Source organism: Flexivirga caeni (assembly GCF_003724155.1).
GTDB lineage: Bacteria > Actinomycetota > Actinomycetes > Actinomycetales > Dermatophilaceae > Flexivirga > Flexivirga caeni.
The window spans coordinates 19,295-37,367 of the sequence record NZ_RJJQ01000018.1; the positions used below are offsets into that span (position 1 = coordinate 19,295).

14 protein-coding genes are annotated in these 18,073 nt (G+C 68.2%); 7 read left to right on the plus strand and 7 right to left on the minus strand.

All coding sequences use genetic code 11. From position 1 onward, the window contains the following. From EFY87_RS15560 to EFY87_RS15575, 4 genes are all read left to right on the plus strand, one after another. Positions 1-1,308 (plus strand): ABC transporter substrate-binding protein, encoded by a 1,308-nt coding sequence (locus EFY87_RS15560; protein WP_123272412.1) that lies wholly within the window; start codon positions 1-3, stop codon positions 1,306-1,308. Between the two features lie 90 nt (positions 1,309-1,398). After that, positions 1,399-2,211 (plus strand): carbohydrate ABC transporter permease, encoded by an 813-nt coding sequence (locus tag EFY87_RS15565; RefSeq protein ID WP_245988689.1) that lies wholly within the window; start codon positions 1,399-1,401, stop codon positions 2,209-2,211. Further along, complete coding sequence (locus tag EFY87_RS15570; RefSeq protein WP_123272414.1) at positions 2,208-3,080, plus strand: carbohydrate ABC transporter permease; 873 nt, start codon at positions 2,208-2,210, stop codon at positions 3,078-3,080. The genes EFY87_RS15565 and EFY87_RS15570 overlap by 4 nt, the downstream gene beginning before the upstream one ends. A gap of 88 nt (positions 3,081-3,168) precedes the next feature. Further along, complete coding sequence (locus EFY87_RS15575; protein WP_123272415.1) at positions 3,169-3,549, plus strand: DUF1304 domain-containing protein; 381 nt, start codon at positions 3,169-3,171, stop codon at positions 3,547-3,549. Positions 3,550-3,567: 18 nt separating this feature from the next. Here the strand turns inward: EFY87_RS15575 and EFY87_RS15580 are convergent, their stop codons facing one another. From EFY87_RS15580 to EFY87_RS15605, 6 genes are all read right to left on the minus strand, one after another. Next, on the minus strand, positions 3,568-4,260 hold the full coding sequence (locus tag EFY87_RS15580) for a class I SAM-dependent methyltransferase (protein ID WP_123272416.1): 693 nt from the start codon (positions 4,258-4,260) through the stop codon (positions 3,568-3,570). A gap of 46 nt (positions 4,261-4,306) precedes the next feature. Beyond that, complete coding sequence (locus tag EFY87_RS15585) at positions 4,307-5,821, minus strand: MFS transporter (RefSeq protein ID WP_181445502.1); 1,515 nt, start codon at positions 5,819-5,821, stop codon at positions 4,307-4,309. Between the two features lie 314 nt (positions 5,822-6,135). After that, on the minus strand, positions 6,136-6,423 hold the full coding sequence (locus EFY87_RS15590; protein ID WP_123272417.1) for a hypothetical protein: 288 nt from the start codon (positions 6,421-6,423) through the stop codon (positions 6,136-6,138). Between the two features lie 80 nt (positions 6,424-6,503). Beyond that, positions 6,504-6,794, minus strand: a complete 291-nt coding sequence (locus EFY87_RS15595; RefSeq protein WP_148043365.1) for an Rv0909 family putative TA system antitoxin — start codon at positions 6,792-6,794, stop codon at positions 6,504-6,506. Positions 6,795-6,969: 175 nt separating this feature from the next. After that, positions 6,970-7,380: a helix-turn-helix domain-containing protein gene (locus EFY87_RS15600; protein WP_245988690.1), complete on the minus strand. Its 411-nt coding sequence runs from the start codon at positions 7,378-7,380 to the stop codon at positions 6,970-6,972. After that, the gene (locus tag EFY87_RS15605; RefSeq protein WP_123272419.1) at positions 7,373-7,786 is read right to left on the minus strand and encodes a hypothetical protein; all 414 of its coding nucleotides are present in this window, start codon (positions 7,784-7,786) and stop codon (positions 7,373-7,375) included. Before EFY87_RS15605 ends, EFY87_RS15600 begins: the two co-directional genes overlap by 8 nt. A gap of 277 nt (positions 7,787-8,063) precedes the next feature. Here EFY87_RS15605 and recC point away from each other — a divergent pair, with 277 nt between their 5' ends. The 3 genes from recC to recD are packed head-to-tail and all read left to right on the plus strand — an operon-like array spanning position 8,064 to position 16,590. Continuing rightward, positions 8,064-11,432 (plus strand): exodeoxyribonuclease V subunit gamma, encoded by a 3,369-nt coding sequence (gene recC / locus EFY87_RS15610; RefSeq protein WP_123272420.1) that lies wholly within the window; start codon positions 8,064-8,066, stop codon positions 11,430-11,432. Then, positions 11,432-14,770 (plus strand): UvrD-helicase domain-containing protein, encoded by a 3,339-nt coding sequence (locus EFY87_RS15615; protein WP_123272421.1) that lies wholly within the window; start codon positions 11,432-11,434, stop codon positions 14,768-14,770. Before recC ends, EFY87_RS15615 begins: the two co-directional genes overlap by 1 nt. Continuing rightward, positions 14,767-16,590, plus strand: a complete 1,824-nt coding sequence (gene recD / locus EFY87_RS15620; protein ID WP_220093662.1) for an exodeoxyribonuclease V subunit alpha — start codon at positions 14,767-14,769, stop codon at positions 16,588-16,590. The genes EFY87_RS15615 and recD overlap by 4 nt, the downstream gene beginning before the upstream one ends. 54 nt (positions 16,591-16,644) lie before the next feature. Here the strand turns inward: recD and EFY87_RS15625 are convergent, their stop codons facing one another. Beyond that, positions 16,645-17,970: an aminoacyl--tRNA ligase-related protein gene (locus EFY87_RS15625; protein WP_123272422.1), complete on the minus strand. Its 1,326-nt coding sequence runs from the start codon at positions 17,968-17,970 to the stop codon at positions 16,645-16,647. Positions 17,971-18,073: the final 103 nt, after the last annotated feature.

Below are 18,073 nucleotides of genomic sequence, written 5' to 3' on the forward strand. Positions count from 1 at the left end.
ATGGCACCGCCTACGGGGCGTCCAGGGCCTAGCAGACGCAATGTCCTGTCGTGGGCCGCTCTCGGTGCTGCCGGTGTCGCCGGCAGTGGCTTGCTGAGCGGCTGTTCGAGCAGCGGGGCAACCCAGATCACCTTCCTGGAGAACAAGCCCGAGGTGATCCCCTACTTCAACAAGCTGGTCTCGCAGTTCAACAAGAGCCACCCCAAGATCCACGCGACGCAGAACTCCTCGACGACTCCGCTGACACCGCAGTTCGTTCGCGGCGATCCGCCCGACCTGGCGTGCTACAACTTCCAGCTCGAGGCGGCCAACTTCCTGGCCCGCGGCGCGCTCAGCAACCTGGCGGATCTGCCGCAGGCGAAGAAGATCAAGCCGGCGATGCAGGATCTGGTCAGTCAGTTCGCGACCTGGAAGGGCGAGACCTGCGCGTTGCCCTATTCCGTGGCGGCGGCCGGGGTGATCTACCGGCCGGACCTGTTCAGCAAGTATGACGTCGCGATCCCGACGACGTGGACCGAGTTGCTCGCCGCGTGCGCGAAGTTCAAGGCGGCCGGGGTCACCCCGATCTACTACACCGACATGGATCTGTGGACCCTGCAGCAGGGCATCTTCGACTACTGCGTGGGCGGTTCCATCAACGTCGCGGAGTTCTTCAAGAATCTCACCGCGGCCGGCGGCAACGTCAACAAGAACTCGCCGGTCTCGTTCACCAAGAACTTCGCCGACGCGTGCTCGAAGATGTTGCAGCTCTACAAGTTCCGCAACTCCAACGCACCGAGCTTGGGCTACAACATCGGCAACAGCCAGTTCTTCAACGGCAAGGGCGCCGCGATGTACTTCCAGGGACCCTGGGCGCTGCTGCCGCTGTCGCAGGCAAACCCCAAGGTCGCCCTGAAGACGTTCGCGTTGCCGCTCACGGACAATCCGAACGACCGGAAGGTGCGTGCCAACCTGGACCTGGCGCTGTGGATCCCCAACGCCTCCTCGCACCAGGAGGAGGCGCGGACCATGCTCCAGTGGCTCATGCAGCCGGAGATCATCAACGCCTACAACAAGTCCGCGCTGGCGACTGCGCCGACGCTCGACGCGCCGATCCAGAACGACCCGCGGGTCGTGGGCATCTCGCAGTACGTGGCCGACGGAAAGATCTACCAGGGAGCGACGACCTTCATCTCCTCCAGCATTGCCTTCGGCAACTGGATCCAGGCGATGCTGCTCGACGGCAGGGACACCAGCAGCAACATCAACAGTTTCCTGAACAAACTTGACACCGCATGGGCCAATCGCGCCCAGCGGAGTGCGGGCTGAGAGGTCGACATGAGTGCCAGCACAGCAACGAGATCGTCCGCGGCGAAGCAGCCGAGGACACGAAGCAGGGCCAGTCTCACCTACACTCTGATGCTCTTCCCCGCGGTCGCCTTGTTCACCATCTTCATCACGCTGCCCGGCCTGGTCGGGATGGTGCTGAGTTTCACCAACTACGCCGGGTTCGGCGCGTGGAAGTGGATCGGCTTCAAGAACTACGACTCCCTCTTCCACGACTCCACGATCATGGGGTCCTACAAGTTCACGCTCCTCTTCGCGGTGGTCACCACCGTCGTGGTCAACGTATGCGCGCTGTTCCTCGCGGTCGCGCTGAACTCCAAGATCCGGTTCAAGCGAACCCTGCGCAGCATCTTCTTCGTGCCGATGGTGCTGTCCGGGATCGTCGTCGCCTACGTCTTCCAATACATCTTCGGATTCGAGATCCCGTCCATCTTCGGCGGACAGAGCATGCTGGCCAGCTCCCACTGGGCCTGGCTCGGCGTCGTGATCGTGACGGCCTGGCAGACCATCCCAAGCGCGATGGTGATCTACCTGGCGGGCCTGGTCGCCATACCCGGTGAGGTCTACGAGGCAGCCGCGATGGACGGCGCTACCTCGTGGCGGCAGTTCCGCAGCATCACCTTCCCGCTGATGGCCGGTTACGTCGTGATCAACACGATCCTGAGTTTCAAGAACTACCTGAACGTGTATGACGTTGTCGTCGGTCTCACCGGAGGCGGCCCCGGAACGTCGACCACCAGTGTCGCCATGGGCCTGTTCAACGGGTTCAACAGCGGCGACTACGCCTACTCGATGGCGAACGCGGTCATCTTCTTCATCATCACCGTCATCATCGCGCTGCTCCAGTTGCGGCTGATGAAGGGCCGGGAGGTCTCGTTCTCATGACAACCTACGAAGCAAGTGCGCCCACCGGCGGCGGGCGAATCCGCAAGGTCAGGGAACGCCATAACGACAAGCTGACGATCGTCCTGTGCGTGCTCAGCCTGCTGGTGATCATCCCGCTCTACCTCGGCGTCACCATGGCGCTGAAGACGGACCACCAGGCGGCTGCCGGCAACGGGCTGTCACTGCCGAATCCGTTCAAGTTCAGCAACTTCCAGGCCGCCTGGGATCTGGTGAACTACCCGCGTGCGCTGAGCATGTCGCTGATCATCGCCATCATCGCCGTGATCGGCGAGCTGGTGATCTCGTCCATGGCGGCATACGCGATCGTCCGCAACTGGGATCGCAAGGCGTTCCGCTACTCCTACTTCTACCTGCTCGGCGCGATGTTCATCCCGTTCCCGGTGGTCGCGCTGCCGCAAGTGAAGTTGACCGCGATCCTGCACCTGGACAATCCCGCGGGTGTGGCGATCCTGCACATCCTCTTCGGGCTGAGCTTCAACATCCTGCTCTACTCGGCGTTCCTGCGCTCGGTGCCCTACGAGCTGGAGGAGAGTGCACGCCTGGACGGGTGCACCACCTGGCAGACCTTCCGCCGGCTGATCGTGCCGCTGCTCGGGCCGATGAACGCCACGGTCGGGATCTTCGCGTTCATCGCCTCGTGGAACGACTACATGATGCCGTCACTGATCACCGCGAGTCCGCACGACCAGACGCTCCCGGTGGTGCAGCAGATCTTCAGCACCTCGCTGACGACCAACTACAACGTGGCGTTCGCGTCATACCTGATGGCGATGCTGCCAACGCTGATCGTCTACTTCTTCGCCCAGAAGTGGGTGCTGTCCGGCGTGACACAAGGCGCGATCAAGTAGCTCGCCGGCAACCGAACGATGGGGCACGTGCCGGTGGCACGTGCCCCATCGGCGTCCCGGCGGCGCCGGTGCCACGTAGGCTCGCGTCATGTCGACCGTCGCTTCCGTGCTGCTGGTGCTCGCCGCTCTGCTGCACGTCTACATCTGGTGGCTCGAGTCGTTCGCCTGGACGGCTCCTCGCACGCGGGCGACCTTCGGCACCAGCGCCGAACAGGCAGAGCAGACAAGGCCATTGGCGTTCAACCAGGGCTTCTACAACCTGTTCCTGGCGGTCGTCGTGCTGGCGTCCGTGGTCGTCCGCGCGACCGGCCCGTATGCCGCCTCGGTCGCGCTCGCGGTTGCGGGTGCGGGGTCGATGCTGGCCGCCGCGCTCGTGCTGGTCGCCAGCGACCGGTCCAAGGCCAGGGCTGCTGCGACGCAGGGAACGCTTCCAGCGCTCGCGCTGATTACGGTGCTGCTCGCGCGCTGAGGGCGGCGGGTGCGGTCCTCAGTGCGCGGTGACGCGCCGGGCGAGCAGTGTCGAGTCGGCGATGTCGTAGCGCTGCCCGTCGCGGACCACCGTCCGTGGCCGCTGCTCCACGACCAGTGCTTCGAACCCGTCCGGCAGGCCAGGCACCAGCTCGGCGGCCAGGAACATCGCCCGCCGCCTCTCCCCGCTGAGTTCGGTGAAATGCCCGTCCGGCGAATGACCGACCACCAGGAGATGGCCGCCAGGTGCGACCGCACCGGCCAGCCGGCGAACCCCGTCCACCATTCCGCCGTCGGGCAGATGCAGGAAGTGCGTCGTGACCAGGTCGAAAACGGTTGCCGTTCCTGCGGATCCGTCGCGTGTTCGGGCGTCGAACTCGCGGGCGTCCACGTGCCACCAGTCGGTGCGGTCCGCGACTCCGGCGGCTGCCGCGTGCTGCGCCGCGCGCGCGAGACCGTTGCTGGAGAAGTCCGCGCCCGTGGCGTGCCACCCGTGTTGCGCGAGCCAGATGACGTCACCGCCTTCGCCGCAGCCGACGTCGAGCGCCGTGCCCGGCGTCAGCTTGCTCGCCTCGGCGACCAGTTGCGGGTTGGGGTCGCCGCTCCAGATCGAGTCGGCACCGGCATATCTCTCCTGCCAGGCGGACGCCTCGAAGTAGTTCGCGTCATCGTCGTGCTGATGGGAAGGGCGGGTTGCGCCGTTGGATGCCATGACGTCAGCATCGCAGGCGCGTGCTGTCCGAGACGAGTCGGTTGGGCTACACCAGGTCGCCGGCCCGCACTCGCCCTGCGCGGTGTCGCCCGGCCGGCTTCTCCGGCTGCTTGACGTGCGGATTGCGGAAGCCGAGGGCGGCGATCACGGACAGCACGGCGACCGCGGCGGGCAGGTAGATCGATTCACCCATCGCGCGGGAGAACCCGTGCGCGACCAGCGCCGGAAGATGGACGTTGTGGTGACCCTCGGTCGCGGAGAAGTTGCCGGCGGCGCTGCCCAGGTGGTGCGTCAGCCGGGCCTGCATGACGGCGGCGATGGCGGCGCTGCCGATGACCGCGCCCATCTGCCGGGTCATGTTGTAGACACCCGCCCCGGCGCCGGCACGGTGCGGCGGCAGGGTGCGCGTCGCGGTCACCGAGATCGGTGCCCACATGAACGCGTTCGCGAGGCCGAGCACGATCAGCGGCAGGACGAGCTGCCAGATGGGCGTGTGCTGGCCGAGGATGGCCCCGAGCCACCAGAGCCCGGCAGACAGGCAGATCAGGCCGAACCCGGCGATGAGGCGCGGGTGGTAGCGGTCGACCAGGTGCCCGACCACCGGCGAGAGCACCGCGGACAGCAGTGCCATGGGCACGAAGAGCAGGCCCGACTGGATCGGCGAGAGACCATGCACCACCTGGGCGTAGATCATCATCGGCAGTGCGAACGAGGTGACCACGAAGCCGACGACGCAGATGGCGACGTTGGCGAGGCTGAAGTTGCGGTCCCTGAACAGCTCCAGCGGCACCAGAGGGTCGACTTTGGTGTGACCCTGCCACCAGACGAAGGCGCCCATCAGCACGACACCGAGCACGATGAGCAACGGCACCGAGATGAACTTCCACATCGTGCCCCAGTCGTAGCTCTCGCCTTCCTGGATGCCGAAGACGATGCAGAACAAGCCCGCACCGCTGAGCGCGACACCGAGCCAGTCGAACGAGTGCGAGTGCACCGGAAGGCTGGGCACCAGCCACCAGGCGAGGGCGAAGCCGATCACGCCGACCGGCACGTTGACGTAGAAGATCCACTCCCAGCCCCAGTTCTCGGTGATGATGCCACCGAGCACGGGACCGACCAGCGTCGCGACCCCGGCGACGGCGCCCCACAGGCTCATCGCCTGACCTCGGCGCTCGCCCGGAAAGGTGCGGGTGATGACTGCCATCGTCTGCGGGGTCATCATCGCGGCACCGACGCCCTGCACCACACGTGCCGCGATCAGCATGCCGATGCTGCCGGTGAGGCCGCACCACAACGAGGACAGCGTGAAGACGGCCAGACCGACCAGGTAGAGGTTGCGCGGCCCGAACCGGTCGCCCAGTCGGCCGGAGACCAGTAGTGGCACGGCATACGCCAGCAGGTAGGCGCTGGTCACCCACACCACGCTGTTGATGTCGGTGTGCAGGCCCTCCTGGATCGCCGGCGTCGCGACCGACACGATGGTCGAGTCGACCAGGATCATGAAGAAGCCGATGCACAGGGCGATCAGCGCGCGCCACGGGTTGACGTCTTGCAGTTCCAAGAGGGGTCCTTCGAGGGTGGTGGTGCGTCCCCCGGAAAGCTGGAAGACCTATCAACTCTAAGCGTCGGCGGTGACAGTCCATTCCCGTGGCCGTATGACGGGCGGCCCGCCGAGCGGGGGAACAGCTGCGCCGGCCGGGGTAGATCGAGCGGACCCACAACGTATTGAGCGGACCCGAAAAGTGGACCGGATTGTGGGTCCCCTCGTTGCAGAAGAGGTCCGCTCGATCAAGTGAAACGAACCGCGAGTAGGTCCGCGCCGGAGCCGACCACGACGACGCCGTCCGCGGACAGTTCGGCAGGCAATTCGCGTGCCTACCCGGATGCCGTGAGACACGCCGGGCAGCCCACCGGCATGATCACCCAATCGGCCGCAGCGGCTCCACGCACGAGTAGCTCCCACGGGTCCCCGCCGGACACGTGGTTGGCCAGCATGCCGTCGTCATGGAGATAGACGTCGGCCGTGCCGTCGCCGAAGGTTACGTGCAGAAAGCCGTCGTCCCCGACCTCGGCATGTGGTTCGAGTACAGCGCGCATCGCCTCCCTGCCACCGGCTGCCGCGTCGCCGCCCGCGAATCGCTGGAAGTAGATGTCGAAGGACACAGACCCGTGATGCCCGCTTCGAGAAGCATGCGGAAGCTTAACCAGGAGAGCCCCTTTCGGCGGCAGCGCGCCGGTGACGCTCAGGCTCCGCTCGGTGGGGTCCGCCCGTCGTCGCCCGGCTGGTCCGAGTGTTCGTCGCCGGCGTTGGGACGCTGCTCGGCCAGCTTGTCGGCGCCTTTGAGCGCCGCATCCTGAGCCTTGGCCAGTGTGTCGTGGTACTTGCCCGAGGTCTTCTTGTCGATCGCCGATGTCAGCTTGCCGAGCGCACCTGCCAGTTTGTCGCGATTGTCGTGCGCGATTTGGCCGGCCTTCTCCTTGGCCTGCTGTGCGGCGTCCTCGGCGTTCTTCTTGAACTGTTCGCTGTTCGCCACGTCGATCTCCTTCGTCGATGTTCCCTCCACTATTGATGCCGAACGAGGTCACGGCAAGGTCGTTCCGCTGGGCTTTGCCCGTCATACAGCGTGCGCGGCCCAGGATGCCCTGGACGTCGCTGGGACACCCGACGGCCACGGGAGCAGTCGATTCAGTCGGGCGCAGTGGCTCTTCTCAGAGCGGACCGTCCTCGGTGCTCGCTCCTTCGATCGCCGAGCTGAAGAGTTCCAGCTCGACGTCGACACCGTGGACCCTCACGACGATGCGCGCCGACTCGGCGCCGGTAGCCGCAAGGTAGTTTCCGAGTGTGGAGAGGAGCATGTCGTCGCTGTGTTCCGTGCGGGACACCACGCTCTGCCCAACGCCCAGGCGCTGGGCTACCTCCACCTGCGTGCGACCAGCTGCAGCGCGGATGGCCGCGATGTTCATGGCATAGGTGCGGTCAGCCGCGTGCATATCCGCCCTGATCTCGGCCACCCGCGCCGACGCTCCCGATCGCTGGCGTAGCTTGCTGAGTCGTTCGGTTCCGCGCGTGAAGCCCCGGCTGGGTGCGGCCGGTGCGGGGGTTGCTGTGCTCTCACTCATTGGTCCTGCTCCTTTGCACTTCACGCTTCCACTGCTCGATTAGCGGATCGGCACGGTGTCCGACGCTGTCGTAGAAGACATCGCCGATCGGCGCCTTGTCTCCTGCAAACAGGGCGACTACTACGGTCTCGTCATCACGTGGGGGAAACCAGCAGATCAGACGCACCGCAACGCCCTCTCGGTACGGATGAGCAACTCGCCATAGCAGATTTCGCCGGGACTGACGTACCCACTTCAGGGTGGCGGTCTCGTCTTCCTTTGTTGGTGCTCTTTTCAAATCTTCCAGCTCTTCAAGCAGTGCTTGCACGAGATCCAACTTCTCTCCGGCTCGGCGACTACCGTTCATGGCTTCGACCTCCAGCCGGTCGACCCAGTCCCAGAACTCGGCCGGAGCGTCGATGATCATTTGTTCAGTATGACCTACAAGGCATATTCACTGCAACGAATATCGATGCCATTCGGCTCCGGGGGCGTATGGCGTGCGTAACCGGCAACGGTCGCGCTGTGGGGACGCGGGTCGGGTGGAAACGTGTCCCGAACTCTCGACGGTCGAGCCTTGGGGGCGCGGATCGGGCGGAAACTTGTCCCGGACTCGCGACGGTCGCGCTTTGGGGACGCCATACCGCCAGCGACCGCAGCAACACCCGCCGGGCGCCGTCACCGCTGCGACATAGGGTCGGGGCGTGACCCTGATCCTGCACCGAGCCGAGCGCACCGATGCGCTCGCCGACGGGCTCGCACGGTTGCTGCTCGACCCGCTGCCCGACCCATTCGTGCAGGAGCTGGTCATCGTGCCGACCCGGGGCGTCGAGCGCTGGCTCGCGCAGTCGCTCTCCGGGCGGCTCGGCACCGGGCCGCGCGGCAGTGACGGCATCTGTGCCGGGGTGCGGTTCGTGGCCCCGCACTCGCTGGTGGCGATGCTGACCACCCGCGACCGCGACGACCCCTGGCACCCCGATCGGCTGGTCTGGCCGCTCCTGGAGACCGTCGACGCCAGCCTGGACGAAACGTGGTGCGCGGTGCTCGCTGCGCACCTCGGCCACCGGTCGGCCGATCAGCTTGCCGAGCACCGGGCCGGCCGCCGGTATGCCGTGGCGCGTCGCCTCGCGGGACTGTTCTCGTCATACGCGATCCAGCGGCCCCAGCTGCTGATCGACTGGGCCGCAGGCCAGTTCACCGACGGCGCCGGGGGTGACCTCGATGACGACCTGCACTGGCAGGCGAAGCTGTGGGGCGCGCTGCTGCCACGGGTCGACGCGCCACCACCCCACGAACGGCACCGCGACGCTCTCGAAGTGTTGCGCGCAGGAGGCGATCCGTCGCCGAACGCCATACTGCCCGAAAGGCTTTCGCTTTTCGGCCATACCCGCATGCCGGTGACCGAGGTCGAGCTGCTCGCGGCGCTGGCCGAGCACCGCGACGTGCACCTGTGGCTGCCGCAGCCATCCGGCGCGCTGTGGGAGGAGCTGCGGTCGCGCGGTTCGGGTGCGGTCCCGCGCAAGGACGACGACAGCGCCGACGCCGTGCGGCACCCGTTGCTGGCGACACTCGGACGTGACTCCCGCGAGCTGCAGCGCAGCCTCCCCCCGCACGACGATCAGACCGATCCGGTGGCCGCCAGCACCCGGTCGACCACGGTGCTCGGTCACCTCCAGCAGGATCTGCACGACAATGCCGCGCCGGACCGCGCCCGCCGGGAGGACCGGGTCGTCCCTCCCGACGACAGGTCCGTGCAGGTGCACGCGTGTCACGGCCTGGCCCGCCAGGTCGAGGTGCTGCGCGAAGTCGTCACCGGCCTGTTGCAGGACGACCCGGGCCTCGAGCCCCGCGACATCCTGGTCATGTGTCCCGACATCGAGAGCTACGCGCCGCTGATCCAGGCGGCGTTCGGGCTCGCCGAGTCCGCCGGGCACACGCCGACCGCAGCCCACCCGGCACACATGCTGCGGGTCAAACTTGCCGACCGGTCGTTGGCCACAACCAACCCACTGTTCGAAATCGCCTCCGTGCTCATCGATTTCGCGGTCGGCCGGGTGCGCGTGAGTGAGCTGCACGCTGTGCTGAGCACCGACCCGGTGCGCCGCCGATTCGAGCTGGACGAGGACGATCTCGCGCGGATCGCCGACTGGACCACCGCGGCGGAGATCCGGTGGGGTCTCGACGCCGAGCACCGGCAGCGCTACCAGCTCGGCGGCTACGACCAGAACACCTGGCAGTTCGGGCTGCGGCGATTGCTGCTGGGTGTCGCCACCACCGGCGACAGCGGGACAGTCGGGTCCGTGCTGCCGGTCGACGACGTCGCGAGCGGTGACATCGGTCTGGTCGGCCGGTTCGCCGAGTTCGTCGACCGGCTGGAAACAGCCGTCGACGCCCTCGCGACGGCCCACACCGTCGACGCCTGGATGGGCGCGCTGCGGCAGGGCGTGGCGACGCTGTGCCTGGTTCCTCTCGAAAATAGCTGGCAGCAAACACAATTCGACCGCGAACTCGAGCAGGTGCGCAGTCTCGCGGCGGCCAGCACCCAGTTGCGAGTCAGCGACATACGTCACCTGCTGCGTGGCCACCTGGAAGGCCGCGCGACCCGGGCCAACTTCCGCACCGGCACGCTGACCGTCTGCACGATGATGCCGATGCGCTCGGTCCCACACCGAGTCATCTGCCTGCTCGGACTCGATGACGGGGTCTTCCCGCGCGGCGCTGGCACCGACGGCGACGACGTGCTGGCCCGGCGCCCGATGACCGGGGAGCGAGACGTGCGCAGCGAGGACCGGCAGCTGCTGCTGGACGCCGTGCTGGCAGCCACCGACCACCTGATCGTGACCTACAGCGGAGCAGGGGAGCACACCGGGCAGGAGCGGCCGCCCGCTGCACCGCTGGGTGAACTGATCGATGCCGTCCGGCGCACCGCCACCTGGCCCGACGACCGCGACGTCGTCGTGCGACATCCGTTGCAGCCGTTCGACATTCGCAATCTCATGCCCGGAGTTCTCGACACCAGCCAAGCCTTCAGCTTCGACCGGCTGTCACTCGCCGGGGCGCGAGCGGCACAGCATCAGGTGACGCGGGACCCGAGACTGCTCCCGGAGCCGCTGCGCACGCCGGCGACTGACGAAGTGAGCCTGGCCGACCTGCTGAAATTCTTCGAGGACCCGGCGCGCTGGTTCGTGCGGCAGCGGTTGGACGTCGCGCTGCCGTTCGAGATCGACGAGGTGCCCGACACCATGCCGATCGAGCTGGATGCGTTGCAGAAGTGGCAGATCGGCGATCGGGCACTGGCCGACTCGATGCGCGGCATCAGCCGTGACGAGATCGCGCGGATGGAGAGACTGCGGGGCGCCATACCTCCGGGGACGCTGGGGGCGGGCGCCGTCGAGTGGGCGGTCGACGGGGTCGGCGCCGTGCGGGCACCCATCTCCACACTGCTCGGTGTCGACGACACGAGCATCGACCTCGAAGTCGCGCTGCCCGGCGGGCGCCGGCTCACCGGCACGGTGAGCGGCCTGCGGGGCGACATACATCTCGCTGTCGGCTACTCCACGCTGAAGGCGAAGCAGCGGCTGCAGTCGTGGATCGTCTTGCTGGCATTGACTGCCGGAGCCCCGGACCGGCAGTGGTGCACCGTCACGGCAGGGTGGCTGCGCGGCGGCGCGCGCCGGCAAGCCGGCTATTACACCGCCGGACCGCTCGACCAGGAAGTCGCACTCAGCGGGCTGGCCGAGCTGGTGGACGTCTTCGTGCGCGGGATGGACGAGCCGATCCCGCTGCCGCTACAGACCTCGCTGGCCTACGCCGAGGCGCTGCGCCGCTCACCCGAGCGGACACGTGCCGCGTCATACGCCGGCGCGCAGCGCTGGGAGAGCCGCGACTTCCCCGGCGAGGCCGACGACGCCGCCCAGCGACTCATCCACGGCGGGGTGATCGACTTCGCCACGCTGGCCGGCGAGCAGCCGCGCGACGACGAAGCGTGGAATGCCGCGACCAGCCGGCTCGGCCAATACGCCCTGCGTGTCTGGCCGCCGATGCTCGCAGCTCAGCGATCGGGGACCACCTGATGACCGATCAACCCTTCGACGTGCTCGGCCCGCTCCCGACCGGCACCACGGTGCTCGAAGCCAGCGCGGGCACCGGCAAGACCTGGACCATCGCCGCACTTGTCACGCGGTATGTCGCCGAAGGCCTGCACACTCTCGACGAGTTGCTCGTCGTCACCTTCGGACGCGCCGCATCCCAGGAACTGCGTGAGCGGGTGCGGGAGCACCTGGTCGCTGCGGCCGAGGCGCTCGGCGACGAGACCGCCTCCCCGGACGACCCGCTCCTTGCGGCGCTGTGCGCGGTGCCGCCCCACGAACGGGCAGCGCGAGCCCGGCGGCTGCGCGCTGCGCTCGCGGCCTTCGACGAGGCGACCATCGCCACCATCCACCAGTTCTGCCATCAGGTCCTCAGTGGGCTCGGGGTCGCGGGCGACTCCGACCCGGGCGCTGCGCTGGTCGAGGACATCGACGACCTGCTGATGGAGATCGTCGACGACCTCTATGTCCGCGGCTTCGCCCAGCAGCCGACGCCGCCCGAGTTCGATCACGCCGAGGCGCGCCGGATTGCGCGGACGGTGGCCGGTGACCCGGACGCGGTGCTGGTGCCCGCCGACGCGGCCCCCGGCAGTCCGGAGGCGCGCCGGGTCGGCTTCGCCAAGGCAGTGCGCGCCGAACTCGACTCGCGCAAAAGGAAACTGGGCATCCTGACGTATGACGACCTGCTCTCGCAGGTCGCTGATGCTCTGCGCGACGCGGACGCGCCTGCCCGCCAACGCATGCGGCGTACGTGGCGGGTGGTGCTCATCGATGAGTTCCAGGACACCGACCCCACCCAGTGGCGGGTCTTCGACCGGGCATTCACCGGGCACGCGACGATGGTGCTGATCGGCGACCCCAAGCAGGCGATCTATGCCTTCCGTGGCGGGGACGTGGCGACCTATCTGCAGGCCGCGTCGACCGCCGGCGAGCGCCGCACTCTTGCCACCAACTGGCGCTCGGACGCGCCTCTCGTGCAGGCACTCGGTCGGCTGCTCGAGGGTGCCGCGCTCGGCGACGAGCAGATCCGGGTGCAGCCGGTGGCGGCACACTACCCGCGAGGTCGGCTGCACGGGGCGCCCGTCCCGCATCCGTTGCGGCTCCGGTTCGCCGGCATCGACGTGGCCCCGCACCGGCTCAACCGCGACGAGGACGCCGTCCTGGCCGGGCCGTGGCGGTCCGTCGTGGCGGCCGACGCCGCCCGCGACATCGCGGAGTTGCTCACCTCCGGTGCCACGTATGACGAGGGCGGCGCACCCCGGCCGGTGACGCCGAGCGACATCGCGGTGCTCGCCGCCAAGAACAGCGAGTTGCTGCTCATGCAGCAGCAACTTCGGGCCGTCGGGGTGCCGGCGGTGCTCGGCGCGGGCGGCAGTGTCTACGCCACCCAGGCCGCTGCTGACTGGCGCACCCTGCTGGAGGCCATCGACCAGCCGCACCGCTCGGCGCTGGTGCGGGCCGCGGCGCTGACGCCGTTCTTCGGCCGCACCGCCGCCGACCTCGACGAGCAGGGTGACCAACTCACCGACAGCACCGCGTCACGGTTGCGCTACTTCGCCGATGTCTACCGGCACCGTGGCGTAGCAGCGGTTTTCGAGCTCTGCAACCTGGACGGACTGCCCGGGCGGGTCCTCCGATTCGTCGGCGGCGAACGGGAGCTCACCGACCTGCGACACATCTCCGAGGCACTGCATGCGGCGTCGCTGCGCCTCCCGCCCGGCCTGCCCGCGCTGCTCGGCTGGCTGGCCGAGCAGGCCGAGGCAGATCGGCCCGCGTCCGGCGATGCCCGAGCCAGGCGGCTGGCGAGCGACGCCGAGGCGGTGCAGCTGTCGACGATCCACGGCAGCAAGGGACTCGAATATCCCATTGTCTACTTGCCGTTCATCGCCGACCGCTATGTCGGCAAGGCTGCGAGAAACCCGCTCTTTCACCTCCCCGCCTCCCCGGATACCTCGCGTGGACCCCGGCGGGCGATCTACATCGGCGAGCCCGATCGTGAGGTCGCTGCGGCAGCGCGGCGGGAGGACGCGGGGGAGTCACTGCGCTTGCTGTATGTCGCACTGACCCGCGCCCGCTCGCAGGTCGTGGCCTGGTGGGGTCAGACCAACAATGTCGAGGCATCCGCACTGCACCGGCTGCTGGTCGACCGCGATCCGGCGGCGCGGACCGACGACGGCGCGATCGCCGACACGCGCAGGCGGCTGGACGCGGCAGCGTCGATTGCGTTGCTCGATCGCTGGGGCGCTGCCGGTGGCCCGCAGTGGGAGCAGGTCGAGAAGGTTGCCGCACCCAGCGTCGAGATTCCCTCTGCGGTCGAGGAATTGAGCGTGCGCTCGTTCGATCGGACCATCGATGCGGACTGGCGGCGGACGTCATACTCCGCCCTGAGCAGGGCGCTGGAGAACCTCTCGACGGCGGGCGGCGTCGACAGCGAGCCGGAGCTGACCGGCACGACGGACGAGGCCGACATCGTCGTCGCGCTGCAGCGGGATCACGGGATCCCAGAGGTCGAGCAGTTGTCTCCCATGGCGACGCTGCCGGTCGGGGCGACCTTCGGCTCCCTCGTGCACGCCGTCCTGGAGACGGTGGACGCTGCCGCCGCCGACCTGAAAAGGGAGATCGCAGAACGAGTTCGCGCCGAGCTGGTGCAATGGCCGGTCGAGCTCGACCCCGAAGTCCTGGTCGATGCGCTGGTCGCCGTGTACAACACACCGCTCGGTCCGCTGGCGCCCGGAGCGACACTGCGTCGCATCGGCCGTGAGAAGCTGGCTGAGCTGGAGTTCGAGGTGCCGCTCGGCGGTCCCGACCTGCACCGGCAGGTGCGGCTGGGACAACTCGGAGACATACTGCGCCGGCATCTCCCGGCGGGCGATCCGCTGCTGCCCTACGCCGAACTGCTGCGCCACGAGGAGCTGGGCGGACAAGTGCTGCGCGGCTATCTGACCGGATCGATCGACGTGGTGCTGCGCGTCGACGGACGCTATCTGGTCGCCGACTACAAGACCAACTGGCTCGGCCCGACCGATCAGCAATTGTCCCTCGGTGCCTACGGACCCGTGCCGCTCGCCGCCGCGATGGGGCACTCGGACTACCCCCTGCAGGCCTTGCTGTATGCCGCGACGCTGCACCGCTACCTGCGCTGGCGACTGCCTGACTACGATCCCGACCGGCACCTTGGCGGCGTGCTCTATCTCTACCTGCGCGGGATGGCCGGTCCGAAAACCCCTGTGGTGGACGGCAGTCCGACGGGGGTCTTCTCGTGGCGCCCACCGACCGCGCTGGTGCTCGAGCTGTCCGACCTGCTGGACGGAGGTGCTGCGTGAGCGAGCTGGAGTCCGTCAACCGTGCCGGGCGCATCGCGCTGCGTGCCGAAGGCATCCTGCGCGCCGGCAACCTCGCGGGTGCCTTCGAACCGGCCGACGTGCACGTCGCGCGGCGTCTGGGCGATCTCGTGGGGGAACAGGACGACTCGGCGGTGCTTGCCCTGGCGATCGTGGTGCGAGCCGTGCGGCGCGGTTCGGTCTGTGTCGACCTGGGCGAGTCGATCGACCCGGAGCACTTCCTGGAGGTCGACGGGGAGGACGCCGCCGACGACGTGGCGGCCGCCCGGGACGAGGTCGTCGCGGGGTGGCCGACGGATGCCGGGGCCTGGACCGACGCCGTCCGGCGGAGTGCGCTTGCGGGAGCAGGAGTGCTGCGGCTCGAGCATGACCTGGTCTACCTCGACCGTTATCACCGGGAGGAGCGCCAGGTCGCCGACGGCCTGCGGGATCGCATCGCTCAAGCCCCGCCCGCGGTCGAGGAATCGCTCCTGCGAGAAGGCCTCCAGCGCCTCTTTCCCGGTGATCAGTCGGCCGAGCAACGAGCAGTGGCGCACGCGGCCGCCGGCCAGTGGACGACGGTGCTCACCGGCGGGCCCGGCACGGGCAAGACCACGACGGTGGCCGGGTTGCTGGTGCTGCTCGGTGAGCAGTGGGACCGCTCCGGATCCGGACGCACGCTGCGCGTCGCGCTGGCCGCACCCACCGGCAAGGCAGCCGCCCGCCTGCAGGAGTCGGTCGCCGAGGCAGCGACGAGGCTGGACTCGCCGGACGCCATCCGGATCGCCGGGCTGGAGGCGATGACGCTGCACCGCCTGCTGGGCTGGAATCCGCGCAGCCGCAATGTTTTTCGGCACAATGCCAGCAACCGGCTGGCCTATGACGTCATTGTGGTCGATGAGACGTCGATGATGTCGCTCAGCATGATGGCGCACCTCCTGGCGGCGACCAAGTCGTCCACCCGCCTCATCTTCGTAGGTGACGCCGATCAGCTGGCATCGGTCGACGCGGGCGCGGTGCTCGCGGACCTGGTGGACGGCTTCAATCGGCTGGCACCGCAGACGGTGTGCAGGTTGTCGACCGCGCACCGATTCGACGCCGAGATCGGTGCTCTGGCAGCGGCGGTGCGAGATGGCCGCGCCGACGACGCTGTGGCGGCGTTGCGCGCGGGTGAGGGCGCAATCCGCTGGGTGCAGGACGACGATCCGGCCGAGGTGCTGCGCCCGGCGCTGGTGGATACTGCGGTGCGCTTGCGCGAAGCAGCTCTGGGCGGCGATGTCGATGCCGCGCTCGGCATCCTCGCAGAACACCGCCTCCTGTGTGCACAGCGGCGTGGCCCACGCGGGATTCGCTTCTGGAACAAGCAGATTCAGGGATGGCTGACGGAGGCGACGGGCGACCCGTTGTGGGAGGCGATGTATCCAGGGCGCCCGCTGCTGGTCACGCGCAACGACTACTCGCTCGGCGTATACAACGGTGACAGCGGTGTCGTCATACACACGGACGACCTGGCGACCGCCGCGATCGAAACGTCAGGGGGTGTCCTTCGGCTGGCTGCCGGGCGACTGTCCGAGATCGAGACCATGTATGCCATGACCGTGCACAAGAGCCAGGGCAGTGAGGCCACCCGGGTGACAGTGCTCCTCCCTGACGACGAGTCACCTTTGCTGACAAGGGAATTGCTCTACACCGCGGTGACTCGTGCGCGGCAACACGTCACCGTCGTCGGCAGTGAGCAGACGGTGCGGCGGGCCGTCGAAGGCCGGATCAGTCGGGCGACAGGGTTGCGCGCGCGGCTCGCTGCCTCCCCTCCCGCCGAGTGACGGCTTCCTCGGCGAGCGACGGCGAAATCTCACCGTCACTCGCCGAAGAAGCCGTCACTCACGGTGTGCAGCCGGGGTTTCGTCGTCCGGGGATACCGCGACCGGCCAGCGGGGTGCGGCTCGGTCGGCATACGCCTGCGCGAGTATGGCGACAGCCTCCGCATGGCTGAGCGACCCCCGCCAGCCGCTCGAAGCGTCGGTGAGTTGCACTGTACCCCGGGCGATCTCGGCCTCACCGAGCACCGCGTAGGCGTAATTGCGGCGTTCCCGGCTGCGCCTGATCCGCGCACCCAGCGATCCATCGGCGTCGAGCACCGCGCGCAGCCCGTGAGCGAGCAGTGCATCGACGAACTCGCGCGCGACGGCATCCGCCGACTCCGACACCGGCAGCACTTGCAGCTGGACGTGGTTGAGCCACAACGGCATTCGCCCGTCATACTGCTCGAGCAGCGCGGCGGTGACACGCTCCATCGCGCCGACGGTGCCGCGATGGATCATCACCACGAGGTGGCTGTCGCCGTCCGCCCCGTCATAGCGCAGGTCGAAACGCTCCGGTTGCACGAAGTCGAGCTGCACGGTCGCGATGGTCTCTTCGCGCGCGGACCCGTCGGACCCGTCGCCGCTGCGCACCTGTAGGTCGAGCTTCGGTCCGTAGAACGCGGCCTCTCCGGACGCTTCGACCAGCGGCAGACTGCGGGCGGCGAGATCGCTGCTCGCGGCGGCGTTGCGGAGCGCGGCGGTCGCCTCAGCCCACAGCTGCGCGTCGCCGAGATAACCTGGGCCCTCATCGCGTAGCGAGAGGCGCACGTAGTCGACCGGCAGGCCGAGCACCTCCTGGGCGTGCAGTGCGGACCGCAGGGCGCGAGCGGCTTCGTCCGCGACCTGGTCGGGACGGCAGAAGACGTGGGTGTCGTCCAGGTTGATCTGCCGCACTCGGGTCAGTCCGGACACCACGCCCGAGCGCTCGGCGCGGAACATCGGTGCGAGCTCGTGCAGGCGGATGGGCAATTCGCGGTAGGAGTGCGGGCGGGCGGCGTAGACCATCGCATGGTGGGGACAGTTGGCTGGCCGCAGCACCAGCTGTTCCTCGGGCGCCTCGTCGCCGAGTTGCATCGGCGGGAACATGTCGTCGGCGAACTTCGCCCAGTGGCCCGAACGTTCGAAGAGTGCCCGCTTGCCGAGCACCGGGGTGTGCACCTCGACGCAGCCGTCACCGCGGGCGATGTCACGAGCCAGCCGCTCCAGCTCGTCCCGGATCACCGAACCCGCCGGCAGCCACAGCGCCAGCCCTGAGCCGGCGAGCGGGTCGGTGGCGAAGATGCCGAGGTCGCGACCGAGCGCCCGGTGGTCCGAATGGTGTGTGTTCTGAGTCGATTTCATGGCGTCCTCAAGATCTGCCCTAGCACCTCCGGACACGACGAACGCCCCGGAGGAAACTCCGGGGCGTGTGGTGGGCGGGTGGTTCAGCGCAGCACAGCGGGGC